The following is a 12,869-nucleotide window of genomic DNA, read 5'->3' on the forward strand; positions in this document are numbered from 1 at the left end:
AATAATTACTTTTGATAAATATAACGCACTATGATGATTGATTGGAAAAAAATTGATACTGTTTTATTGGATATGGATGGTACTCTGCTGGATTTGAATTTTGATAATCATTTCTGGAAAGAATTTGTACCGTTAAAATTTGCCCGGCAAAAAGGCATAAGCATAGACTTGGCAAAACAGGCATTAGAACCCCGGTTTAAAAGTATGGAAGGTAGTCTGGAGTGGTATTGTCTGGATTACTGGAGCAATGCTTTAGAGCTGGATATTGCCGGACTAAAGGCTGAAATTTCAGGCTTAATTGCGGTATTACCACATGTCACCGAATTTCTCGAAAAACTTCAGCAATCTTCGCAAAGAGTTATACTGGTTACTAATGCACATCGTGACAGTTTAGGCTTGAAAATGGAAAAAACCTGTTTGCAGCCATTTTTCGATGAGATTATTAGCTCTCATGATTTAGGATTTCCTAAAGAACATGCCAATTTTTGGGAGCTTTTGCAGCAACAGCAAGTCTTCGATAAAAAGACCACGATACTGATTGATGACAGTCTGGCGGTATTAAATTCAGCCAGACTGTTTGGTATAGAGCATTTAATTTCGGTCAGTAAGCCGGATAGCAAGCAGCCTAAAAGAGATATTATTGACTATGCGGCTATTGAGGATTTTCGCGAGCTTATGAGCGGGTTGTAGGTTTGTGGCCTCGGTCCGGGTTGGGACGTTTGCCTTGATAGTCGGCTTTAGGTTTTGATGGTCTTTTTTCTGGTGTTATAACATCGGCTAAAAGATCAGCTGTGATTGCTTTAACAGGGATTTTTTGACCAATATAATCTTCAATGTCCGGCATTGAATAGGCATAATGTTCACAGATAAAGCTGATGGCATCGCCACTGGCACCAAAACGCGCCGTTCTACCGATTCTATGGACATAATCTTCTACATCCTGTGGTAAATCATAATTAATAACATGTGACACGTCAGGAATATGAAGGCCTCTGGCGGCTACGTCGGTGGCGATTAATAAAGTTATTTTGTTTTCCTGAAAATCATTTAACAGTCGCTGGCGTTTATCTTGGGGCACATCACCACTCAGGGCAGCGGTTTTATAGCCATTGGCATTAAGCGTATCATCCAGTTGCTCAGCGCAGCGTTTGGTATTAACAAAAATAATACTGCGTTGTGGTTGATAGTGATTTAACAGGCCGATTAATAGCGGTATTTTTTGTTCGTTAGCCGGACAATAGGCGCTTTGCCGTATGGCTTTAGAGGTGACCTCTTCGGTTTCAATACGAATTAACACCGGATTATTCATGTGCTCATAAGCCAATTCAGTAACTTTATAGGATAACGTCGCTGAAAACAGCATATTTAAACGCAGCTCAGGTACGGGCATACGTCGCAGTAAAAAACGTATATCTTTTATAAAGCCCAGATCAAACATACGATCCGCTTCATCCATCACGGTAACTTGCACGTTGTCCAGTGTAAAAGCATTTTGCCGGTAAAAATCAATAATACGACCCGGTGTACCGATGATAATATCAATATTGGTTTTTAATGAATCCAGTTGTTTTTGATAGTCAGTGCCGCCGTAAATTAACGCCAATTTTAAATCAAGATGTTTGCTCAGCAATAAGGCATCTTTATGAATTTGAATGGCGAGTTCGCGTGTTGGTGCCAGAATAATGGCTCTGGGATTTTTAACAAGCTTATTTTCGGCAATTGCCCTTGGCTTTGCTCCCTGCTTATTATTATCCGGTTTTACCTCGGGCATTACTTGAGTTGTCGGTAATAGCTCAATATTTTCATTGTCCCAATCCGTGGTAATTTCTTCGATATCTTTACCGGCATTATCGTTAATTAGGTGCTGAAAAGTAGCCAGTAAAAAAGTGGCAGTTTTTCCGGTTCCCGTTTGCGCTTGTCCGGCAATATCTTTGCCCCGCAATAATAACGGTAATGCTTTGTCCTGAATGGGCGTGCAATGATTAAAGCCGGCATCGTTTAATCCATGCAGGATAGAGTCAGACAATTCAAGATTGCTGAAGCGGGTTTCTGTTAAATGGGTATTTTTCATAGAGCCATAGCATAACGTAAAAAAGCATATTGGTTGAAATTGATTGACTACAAGCGCTATCCCTCCTATAGTTTTAATTTTAATATTTGGAGAAATAGTGTGAGCGATTCAGTCCTTCATGTAAGCGATAGTGAATTTAACGAAACTGTTATTAAAGCTAACGGTCCTGTACTGGTTGATTACTGGGCTGAATGGTGCGGACCTTGCAAAATGATTGCACCGGTTCTGGATGCTATTGCCGCAGAGTATGAAGGCAAGTTGACCGTTGTTAAAATAAACATCGATGAAAATCCACAGACACCACAACACTACGGTGTTCGCGGCATTCCAACATTAATGTTGTTTAAGGATGGCGAAGTGGAAGCCACTAAAGTGGGTGCTTTAACAAAGTCAGAACTTGCCAAGTTTATTGACAGCAACATTTAATACGTCCCGCCTCTTTTTCAGATCCGTCACAATAACTGGACGGATCTGAATACTTAAGCTATACTTAAACAGTGCGGCCATCCTGCGCACTCAATTATATCGTCCGATAAATTACACCCCTGAATTCTACATCCCATCCCGGTTGTTACGGTGTTGCACCCTAACTACATTTCTTCGAGTTGCATTTTTTATGAATCTTACCGAGTTAAAACTAAAACAAATTAGTGAAGTTATTGAAATCGCCGAGTCCCTTGGACTTGAAAACGTTGCCAGGTCGCGTAAGCAGGATTTGATCTTTGCAATTCTTAAAAAGCAGGCAAAAGCCGGTGATGATATTTCCGGTGATGGTGTTCTGGAAATTTTACAGGATGGTTTTGGTTTTTTACGTACACCGGGTTGCTCTTATTTGGCGGGTCCGGATGACATTTATGTGTCACCCAGTCAAATCAGACGATTTTCTTTAAAAACAGGTGATACGATAAGCGGAAAAATCAGGCCGCCTAAAGATAACGAACGTTATTTTGCCATGCTTAAAGTTGATCAGATCAATTTTGAACCCCCTGAAAATACCAAAAATAAAATCACCTTTTCAAACCTGACGCCCTTATTTGCTAAACAACGATTTGTTCTTGAGCAAGGCAACGGCACGAGCGAAGATTTAACCGGAAGAATAATAGATTTAATTGCCCCCATCGGTAAAGGCCAACGTGGCCTTATTGTTTCACCGCCGAAGGCAGGTAAGACCATGATCCTGCAAAGTCTGGCACAGGCAATCGCTGAACAAAATCCTGAGTGTTATTTGATTGTCTTATTAATCGACGAGCGCCCTGAAGAAGTGACCGAAATGGAACGCTGTGTTCGCGGCGAAGTTATTTCCAGTACGTTTGATGAACCTGCAACCCGTCATGTACAGGTTGCAGAAATGGTTATCGAAAAGGCAAGGCGTTTGGTGGAACATAAACACGACGTAGTTATTTTGTTAGACTCGATTACCCGACTGGCCAGAGCTTACAATACGGTTGTGCCTTCTTCGGGCAAGATATTAACCGGTGGTGTTGATGCCAACGCGCTGGAAAAACCTAAACGTTTCTTTGGTGCTGCGCGAAATATTGAAGAAGGTGGCAGTTTAACCATTATAGCGACCGCATTGGTTGATACCGGATCAAGAATGGATGAGGTTATCTATGAAGAATTTAAAGGTACCGGTAATATGGAGTTGCATCTGGATCGAAAAATTGCTGAAAAAAGAATTTATCCGGCAATAAATATTAATCGTTCCGGTACGCGTAGAGAAGAATATTTGGTTGATCCGGATACGCTGCAAAAAACCTGGATTTTGCGCAAAATTCTGCAACCGATGGATGAGACCGCCGCTTCAGAATTTTTGTTAGGTAAGTTGAAAGACTTTAATACCAACGCTGAATTTTTTGATTCAATGAAACGTTAAAAAACGTGATGGTAGTTTCGAAATACGCTTAATAAATAATATTTACCACAAAGACATGAAGTACTTATTGAAAAGCAGTTAGCTTTTCAAGTAATCAGTTGTCCTGATCTTTGTGGCTGTTCTTGTATGATGAAAAATATCGACTATATTCACTGTCACATAACTGTTTTAAATGCAGGGGTGACGTTACTTTTATCGTTATAGAGCCCTTAATTAGTTAAGCATGTTCTACCGAGAATAATGTCGCTTAATCAATGAAAGCATCTATACAAACATTAGAAAAATCAGTATATGACCGATCCAACATTGTTAATTAACGCAATTATTCTCGGTATCATCGAGGGTTTAACTGAATTTCTTCCTGTCTCATCTACTGGCCATTTGATTTTAGCCGGACAATTACTCGGTTTTAACGACGACAAAGGCAAAGTGTTTGAAATTGCCATTCAGTTTGCTGCGATACTGGCAGTAGTTTGGGAATATCGTGCACGACTTACGCATACAGTAACCAGTATAACTTCTGAGCCAGTATCTCAACGCTTGGCAATCAACTTGATGGTTGCCTTTATGCCGGCTGCGGTATTGGGCTTTCTGTTTTTAAAACAGATTAAATATTATTTATTTAATCCCATCGTGGTCGCTTCAGCCTTTATTATTGGTGGTTTTTTAATCTTGTGGGCGGAACGTCGTGAGCATGTTGTTCATGCTGAATCAATCGATGACATGACCTGGAAGGATGCCTTAAAGGTCGGTTTTGCTCAGGCGTTGGCGATGATTCCCGGAACTTCACGTTCAGGCGCAACCATTATCGGTGGACTATTTTTCGGTCTGTCGCGCCGCGCAGCAACCGAGTTTTCTTTTTTCCTCGCTATTCCTACCATGTTTGCTGCAACTCTCTATGACGTATACAAAAATCGCGATTTGTTCAGTGTAGACGATGCGGCTTTGTTTGCCGTTGGTGGTACAGTATCATTTATAAGCGCATTCTTTGCGGTGCGTGGTTTGATACGCTTTATTAGTCGACATGATTTTACCGTATTCGCGTGGTATCGCATCGCTTTTGGCATCATTGTGCTGGTTTCCGCACAAATGGGCTGGGTAGATTGGGGTAATCACTAAAAGTTGCGGTCACCAACAAGTTGTTATTAGTCCCGGAAAGTAAATATTATCTTTTCCGGGCCTGATTGTTACCAATCATGTCTATTCTGTTTAAACTGCTTAACCAAAACTCTAGTTTGCAAATCGCAAAACTTGTTTTGATTAGCAAGATGCTTTAGCCAGCATCAAAAACGTCATCATTTCCGTAGCGAAGCTTAAATTATAGCTATATGGTTTGTACCAAGTGTTTTAACGACATTCAGCTGACTTGAAGTTGAATCATTGAATACTTTTGTTTATACAAATTAAGTTTTGAAAAAAGAACAAAACAGATTTAAAGTAGCTATTTTATTGATTATTCCACCTAAATCTTTTCTTCAAGTTTTCCCCAGGAATCCTGATGCAAACCAGAAATAGTTTACATTTCTTAACAGTTATTTTCTTAACCGGCTTGCTGGTTTTGTTATTGTCTTCTTGTGGCAAAAAAGAGGCAGCGAAGACTGACGCTATGATCATTCGGCCTATCAAATTAATAACTGTGGGATCAGCTCTTACCGGCCAGATGCAAAAATTACCGGGTACAGTGCGGGCTACTGACCGGGTGGATCTCGCTTTTCAGGTAGCCGGGCCGTTAATTGATCTGCCGGTTAAAGAAGGTCAGAGTGTCAAAAAAGGCGATCTGGTCGCCAGAATCGATCCTCAAGATTATGAAACCAGTCTGCGTAATGCTAAAGGAACGGTCGCTAAAGCGAAAGCGGCTGTCGATTACGCCGCCGCTGAATACCAGCGTTATCTTAATGTTAAGGCAACCGATGCCGGTGCTGTCAGTGATTCAATGGTGAACTTGAAATATACCGCGCAAACTGTCGCCCAGGCAAATTTACAATCCGCAGTAGCGGGTTTGGCAGCGGCGCAGGATCAATTAAGTTATACCTGGTTACGAGCCCCGTTTAGCGGTGTTATTGCTCGCAAGTATGTTGATAATTATCAGGAAGTTACCGTAAAAGAGCCGATTTTAAGGCTGCAAAATATGACTGATGTTGAGGTGCTGGTTGACGTACCTGAATCAATGATGGTGCCGATACGTAAAATGCCGCCTCGCCTGTATGCAGATTTTATCGCTGATCCGTCACGGCGTTTCGAGCTTAAAATCAAGGAAGCTGCGCTACTCGCTGATAATTTGACGCAAACTTATCAGATTGTTTTGGTGATGCCTGCGCCAACTGGTATCCGTATTCTTCCAGGCATGACCGCCACAGTAACTATTGAATTTACCAGTGATTCTGTCGATACCAGCGGCATTATTGTTCCGGCTATTGCTGTGTGGGCTGATGATGCCGGTCACCCGATGGTTTGGATAGTAGATACAAAAACCATGGCGGTACATCGTCGTGCAGTTACTACGGGTGATTTAACCGGAGTTGACAGTATTAAAGTCACGACAGGATTAAGCCCCGAAGAAGTTATTGCCATTAGCGGCGTCAGTAAGTTGCAAGAAGGTCAAGTCGTCCGAAAACTGGAATAATTCCAGAAAAGTATTTTAAAAACTGCTACGCAGTCAGATCGCTGAGGAGGACTTAAACCGGTCGGCATAGAAAACAGTTATCTGAAAAGGTATCAAATAATAGCTTAATAGTCTGCCAACAAAGCTTATGGTTTATTGCCTTTTGCCTGAGTATCCGAATTGGCTAATGTAGATCGGCCGGCATAGTGTTGGTATTTTGGATAAAGGCACAGCAAAAATAATAATCAATAAATTGCTAATCGCTATCAAGACAAGGGTCTATCTATGAATTTAGCGGAATGGAGTATACGCAAGAGTCTTATCACTTGGGTAATGACGATACTTTTTTTGGTGGTTGGCTGGAGTTCATATCAGCAGTTGAGCCGACTTGAAGATCCCGAATTTACGATCAAGGATGCGGTTATTACCACCCCTTATCCCGGCGCTTCTGCAGCGGAAGTGGAAGAGGAGGTCACTAATCTTATTGAGAAAGCCGCGCAACAAATGGGTCAGCTTAAACGCGTGGAGTCGCGGTCATCACGAGGCTTGTCATGGGTAAAAGTGTCCATGCAGGACAAGTATGATAAAAATAGTTTGCCTCAGGTTTGGGACGAGTTACGCCGTAAAGTTAACGATGCACAACGCTTTCTTCCACCCGGGGCAGGGCCGTCGTTGGTTAATGATGACTTCGGCGATGTTTACGGTATTTTTCTGGCAATCACCGGCGAGGGTTATAGCTATAAGGAGATTTACGAGTATGCCAAGGTATTGCAGCGTGAATTGTTAAAAGCCCGCGATGTTAAACGCATAGTCCTGTACGGTGACCAAAAAGAAGCTGTTTATGTCGAGATGCGCCGCGAAAAAATGGCTCAACTGGGCGTTTCGCCACAAGATATTTATAGCGCCTTAAAATCCAAAAATATTGCCACCAATGCCGGTAATTTACTGTTGGGGCAGGAATATATTCCCATTAGTCCGACCGGCGAATTCAAATCGGAGCAGGACTTTGGTGATTTGCTGATCAGAAGTTCCAATGCAAAATCAGATAGCTTGATTTATCTGCGTGACGTAGCAGAAATCAAACGCGGTTATCAGGATCCGCCAGTAACCTTGCTACGTTATGATGGCAAAACCGCTATCGGCTTGGCTATTTCAACCATACAGGGTGGCAATGTCACAGTCATGTCAGATTCCTTGGATCAGCGCTTTAAGGAGCTGGAAACGTTGCGGCCTATAGGCATGGAGTTAAATATCATCTCGCATCAGGCTCAGTCGGTAAAGACTTCGCTAACGGGATTTTTGATAAACCTGGCCGAAGCGGTAGCCATTGTCGTCGGTGTGTTGCTGTTGTTCATGGGCTTGCGTTCCGGGCTGATTTTAGGCGTGGTACTCATGGTGACGATCATGGGTACTTTTATTTTTATGCAGATTAATCACATCACCCTGGAGCGTATTTCTCTGGGTGCCTTGATTATTGCTTTAGGCATGCTGGTGGATTGTGCCATTGTGGTCACTGACGGTATGCGTATGCAGATGGGGCAGGGCAAATCCGGTTTTGATGCCGCCAAAGACATCGTTGGGCAAACGGCACTGCCGATGCTGGGTGGCACCATAGTCGCGATTACTGCCTTCGCGGCTATCGGCACCTCTCAGGATTCGACCGGTGAATATTGCCGTACCCTGTTCAGTGTTATTTTATATTCACTGACGTTGAGTTGGTTGACAGCGGTAACATGTACGCCCTTGCTGTGTGCGACTTTTCTCAAGGTAACCCCCGGCACCGTCGATAATGCCAACGATGATCCTTACGCCAAGGGCTTTTATCGGTTGTACAGTAACTTTCTGGCCGGTTGCATACGTTTTCGCTGGGTGGTCATGGCTGTTGCCATCGCGTTGTTTATCTCGGCACTATTGGGCTTTGGTTATATCAAAAACAGTTTCTTTCCCGACTCCACCCGGCCACAGTTTTATGTGGATATCTGGTTTCCCGAGGGTACTGATATCAGGGAAACCCAGCGCCAATTCAAGATTGCTGAAGCCGCACTAAAAAAGCATGAAGGCGTTACGCATTTGACCAGTACCATCGGTGGCAATCAGGTTCGCTTTTTGTTGACGTATACCCCGGAAAGCAATTATCCCAGTTACGGACAGATTCTGGTGGATGTCGATGATTACACGCGTATCAAGACTCTGGCACCCGAGGTACAAAAAGAACTTGAAGCACTGTTTCCAGGCGCTATCAGTAATATGCGTCTGTTTGTGCTGGGGCCTTCTACCGGAGGCAAGATTCAATTGCGTATTTATGGGCCGGATGCCGAACAATTGAGGATATTAAATAATAAGGCCGAAACTATTTTATTAAACGATCCCAATGCTCGGGCGGTACGCAATGAATGGCGCGAAAAAATCAAGGTAGTTCGACCACAAATGGCAGAAACCCAGGCCCGCAGGGCAGGTATTGACCGGCCCGAACTGGCACAGGCACTGGAATCAGCCTTTCAGGGCACCAAAGTGGGCATTTACCGGGAGCGGGATGAGCTTATTCCTGTTCTGGCAAGGGCGCCGACTACCGAACGAGCCGATCTGGACAGTCTTGACGGCATCCAGATCTGGAGTCCTGCCGCTCAGTCGATGATTCCGATGGGGCAAATCGTCTCCGGTTTTACTACCGAATTTGAAGATGCTTATGTGTGGCGTAATGATCGACGCAAAATGATTCGCCTTCATGCTGATCCCAGGCAAGGCTTGGCCAGTGAATTATTTACTCAGGTCAAGGTGAAGATTGAACAAGCTCTCAACGTTGATGTCGCCGGGGTGCTGGGTCATGAGTTGGGTGATAGCCCTTTCGATGCCAAGACCTTAAAAGTACAGGATAACGATCTATGGCCACTTAAAGACAAACCTGGATACTACATGGCGTGGGGCGGCGAGGCAGAAGATTCGGCACGCGCCAATGCCAGTCTGGCAAGCTCCATCCCTATGTTCTTTGGCATCATGGTCTTAATCGTTCTGGTGCTGTTTAATTCCATCAAGAAAATGCTGGTGATCTGGTTGACCGTACCGTTGGCCTTGATTGGCGTCACCGTCGGCTTGCTGGTTTTTAAGCAACCGTTTGGTTTCATGGCATTGCTCGGCTTGATGAGTCTTTCCGGTATGGCCATTAAAGCCTCAATTGTGCTGGTTGATGAAATTGGCGTACAGATTGGTCAGGGAAAAACGCCCTATCAGGCGGTACTTATTGCCGGAGTCAGTCGTTTGATTCCGGTTACCATGTCGTCAGGGACAACGATGCTGGGGATGATACCGTTGTTTACGGATGCCTTTTTCATTTCCATGGCAGTGACCATCGTGTTTGGGCTGGGCTTTGCCACGTTATTGATTCTTATCGTGGTGCCGGTGCTTTATAGTCTGTTTTTTAACATTCATGAGGATGATAAAAACCTCGATGTAGCGCAATCACAAACCGGCTCGGTGGAGTAGGTCATGGCTATCAATAATAACAACAAATGCTACTCTCTGGTAACCATGATGACGGCAGCCATGCTCGGCAGTAGTTGTAGCCTGGTTGGCCCCGATTATGTTAAACCGGAGAGCGCTGTCGAAACCAAATGGATCAATCAGTTAGCCCCGGAAATTAGTCAGCGTAGCGTTGAATTATCGACGTGGTGGAAAGTATTTAATGATCCGGTGCTGGACAAGTTAATCGCCGAGGCCCGATTACAGAATTTAAATCTTCAGGTTGCCGGTACTCGCATACTTGAGGCACGCGCCCAGCTTGGTATTGTCACCAGTAATGAATATCCGCAGCTTCAGCAAATGAACGGTGATTTAAGCAAACAACAGATCAGTGCTTTTGCCCCCAATACCAGCTCCCTGATAGATCGCTCCTACGCCAGTACCGGTATCGGCTTTGACATGGGCTGGGAGCTGGATCTTTGGGGGAAATTCAGACGCGGCGTGGAGTCGAGTGTGGCTAATCTGGAGGCTTCTGTTGCCGGTTACGATGATGTTCTGGTGTCACTGACTGCCGAAGTCGCGCGTACTTATGTGCTGGTTCGCACCAGTGAAATACGAATACAGGTTGCTCGTGATAACGTCAAAATTCAGGAGCGCACTTTAGAAATAGCCAAGGCACTTTTTTCAGGCGGCCTGATTAATGAACTGGATTATTTGCAGGCAGAAAGTTTATTGAGTAATACGCGTGCCTCCATTCCACCGTTGGAAGCCGAATTACGGCAAGCGAAGAATGCTTTAAGTGTGCTTTTAGGCCGAACCCCCGGAACGATTGACAGTTATTTAACCGAGAGTAAACCCATTCCGGTTGCGCCTGCACAAGTTGCTATTGGTGTTCCTGCCGAATTGTTGCGACGACGGCCGGATATTCGCCTTGCCGAACGCCAGCTTGCTACCCAGAGTGCCTTGATTGGTGTGGCTAAAGCCGATTTGTACCCGCATTTTTCCTTGCTGGGTTCCATCAGTCTAAGAGCCAGCGATGCTGCACTGACTTATGCCTCGATGGGCGGTAGTACCTTGGGGCAACTTTTTAACGCCAAGAGTTTTCAGTATTTTATCGGCCCCAGTATTTCCTGGGATATTTTCAACTATGGCCGTATCACCAATCAGGTGCGGGTTGAAGATGCGCGCTTTCAATCCTTGGTGGGTGTTTATCGCAATACGGTACTTAACGCCGCTAAAGAAGCGGAAGACTCAACCGCCGGTTTTTTAAATGCCCAACAACAGCGCGACCAATTGCAACTTAGCTATGCGGCCGCCAAACGCTCTACCGACCTCTCCTTGTATCAATACAGCGAGGGACTGGTTGATTATCAGCGAGTACTGGACTCGCAACGCACGCTGGCTACTTCGCAATCAGCATTGGCCAGTACTACCGGCAACATCGCCATTAACCTGATTGCTCTCTATAAGGCAGTCGGTGGTGGTTGGGAAACCCGGGAAGAACAAGATTTTGTTCCGGAAGCGATTAAAAAGACAATGGCCGAGCGTAGCAACTGGGGTAGCTTAATGCAGCCCAAAAAACTGGACTTACCTGAACAGGACAAGCGTAAACAATGGCGCTTTCCGGATTGGTAAAGACAATGTTATTAACTACAGGATATCTTTATGACTAAAAGTTCGACTGTGCGTATTGGCCGGCATGAGATTGGTCGATTTCGCTTCTTGCTGGGGTCATTGATGATGATGATTGGTCTACGGCCGTTACTGGACGAATGGCTTGGTGAACGCATCTGGGCAGATGTGAGTACTGATATTTTCTTTGCCTTTGCTTTGATATCCGGCCTCCATGCTATCAGCGGTCAGCCCAGGCAGCTCCGGTTTTGTCTGTTACTGATTAGTACCATCATTATTCTGCGCTCGTTTCATTACACATTGCACACTCAAATGCCTGTTTTTAATAAAGCTCAAATGGTTGTGGCGGCAATTTTTCTGGTGCAAATGTTAATCATGATTTGGGTACATATCGTCAAGGAAAATGAAGTCACACTAGACTTGATTATGGCGGCTGCCTGCGCTTATATCTTGCTGGGAATGATTTGGGCTTATGCTTATTACTTTTTGGAAAGCTTTCGTCCTGACTCTTTCAATGTTATTGAAAATCCGGGAGAAGGTTTATTGGATTTTTATTACTTTAGTTTTGTAACCCTAACGACCGTAGGCTATGGAGATATTCTTGCCGTAACCCAAGCTGCTCGGGCACTGTCGATTCTTGAAGCCATCACCGGCCAACTTTATTTGGCGATTATGATCAGCCGTTTGGTGGGCTTACACGCTTCGCAAACCGGAAATAATAACGGAAAATAACCAGTATCTACGAATTACGTAATCGATGCTATTTATCACTGCTCACGAAAAGCACCAAATATATGTTGAGTCCTTATTGTTAAGGAGCGATTACGAATCTGCCTAAGTGAATTAAAAAAAGAGCGGAGGGTGAGAGCTTATTTAGTATAACCGCTTGACGGTTTTGATTGTGGCTGTATAATACGCAGTTCTTTCGGGGCAGCGACTTCGGAAGGGAAGGAGGCTTTAAGTTAAAGTTAACACGGAGGTTGACAAGTTGTTCATGTAGGCTATAATGGCCGGCTTCTTCGGGGTAAAGCAGTTTAGCCCTGAAGCAGGACAGCAACACGCAATGTCGACAAGAGGTTGACAAACCGAATCCGCTCTGTATAATAGGCGGACTCAACGGTGCTGCGGCACCAACGCTCTTTAACAACTTGATCAAAATAATTTGTGTGGGTACTTCTGGTGATTGTTAGGCTGTTAAAAAATAATCGATACAGGAACAACACATTAAGAAGTAA

Annotated in this window: 10 protein-coding genes; 8 read left to right on the top strand and 2 right to left on the bottom strand. The window is 44.3% G+C overall.

The window, feature by feature from the left end; translation table 11 throughout:
- The first annotated feature begins 33 nt into the window (after positions 1–33).
- On the top strand, positions 34–690 hold the full coding sequence (yrfG, locus tag N7974_RS09595; RefSeq protein ID WP_262965409.1) for a GMP/IMP nucleotidase: 657 nt from the start codon (positions 34–36) through the stop codon (positions 688–690).
- Here the strand turns inward: yrfG and N7974_RS09600 are convergent.
- Positions 674–2,071, bottom strand: coding sequence for a DEAD/DEAH box helicase (locus N7974_RS09600; protein ID WP_262965400.1), 1,398 nt, complete (start codon positions 2,069–2,071; stop codon positions 674–676). The two genes, yrfG and N7974_RS09600, sit on opposite strands and share 17 nt — an antisense overlap.
- 99 nt (positions 2,072–2,170) lie before the next feature.
- Between N7974_RS09600 and trxA the strand changes: the two genes are divergently transcribed.
- From trxA to N7974_RS09635, 7 genes are all read left to right on the top strand, one after another.
- Positions 2,171–2,497 carry a thioredoxin TrxA gene (gene trxA / locus N7974_RS09605; protein ID WP_262965401.1) on the top strand — a complete coding sequence of 109 codons (327 nt, stop codon included), beginning with the start codon at positions 2,171–2,173 and terminating at the stop codon, positions 2,495–2,497.
- Positions 2,498–2,687: 190 nt separating this feature from the next.
- Positions 2,688–3,944 (top strand): transcription termination factor Rho, encoded by a 1,257-nt coding sequence (gene rho / locus N7974_RS09610; RefSeq protein WP_262965402.1) that lies wholly within the window; start codon positions 2,688–2,690, stop codon positions 3,942–3,944.
- A 291-nt stretch (positions 3,945–4,235) separates the two neighbouring features.
- A complete protein-coding gene (locus N7974_RS09615; RefSeq protein ID WP_262965403.1) occupies positions 4,236–5,063 on the top strand; it encodes an undecaprenyl-diphosphate phosphatase in 828 nt (275 codons plus the stop codon).
- Positions 5,064–5,442: 379 nt separating this feature from the next.
- Positions 5,443–6,567, top strand: coding sequence for an efflux RND transporter periplasmic adaptor subunit (locus tag N7974_RS09620; RefSeq protein ID WP_262965404.1), 1,125 nt, complete (start codon positions 5,443–5,445; stop codon positions 6,565–6,567).
- Between the two features lie 264 nt (positions 6,568–6,831).
- Positions 6,832–10,026, top strand: a complete 3,195-nt coding sequence (locus N7974_RS09625; protein WP_262965405.1) for an efflux RND transporter permease subunit — start codon at positions 6,832–6,834, stop codon at positions 10,024–10,026.
- A 3-nt stretch (positions 10,027–10,029) separates the two neighbouring features.
- Positions 10,030–11,637, top strand: coding sequence for an efflux transporter outer membrane subunit (locus tag N7974_RS09630; protein WP_262965406.1), 1,608 nt, complete (start codon positions 10,030–10,032; stop codon positions 11,635–11,637).
- A gap of 30 nt (positions 11,638–11,667) precedes the next feature.
- A complete protein-coding gene (locus tag N7974_RS09635) occupies positions 11,668–12,366 on the top strand; it encodes a potassium channel family protein (RefSeq protein WP_262965407.1) in 699 nt (232 codons plus the stop codon).
- Positions 12,367–12,668: 302 nt separating this feature from the next.
- Here the strand turns inward: N7974_RS09635 and N7974_RS09640 are convergent.
- Positions 12,669–12,869, bottom strand: a 201-nt coding sequence (locus N7974_RS09640) for a hypothetical protein (protein ID WP_262965408.1), incomplete at its 5' end; no start/stop codon positions are given.

Source organism: Methylobacter psychrophilus, from assembly GCF_025583945.1.
Taxonomy (GTDB): domain Bacteria; phylum Pseudomonadota; class Gammaproteobacteria; order Methylococcales; family Methylomonadaceae; genus Methylobacter_C; species Methylobacter_C psychrophilus.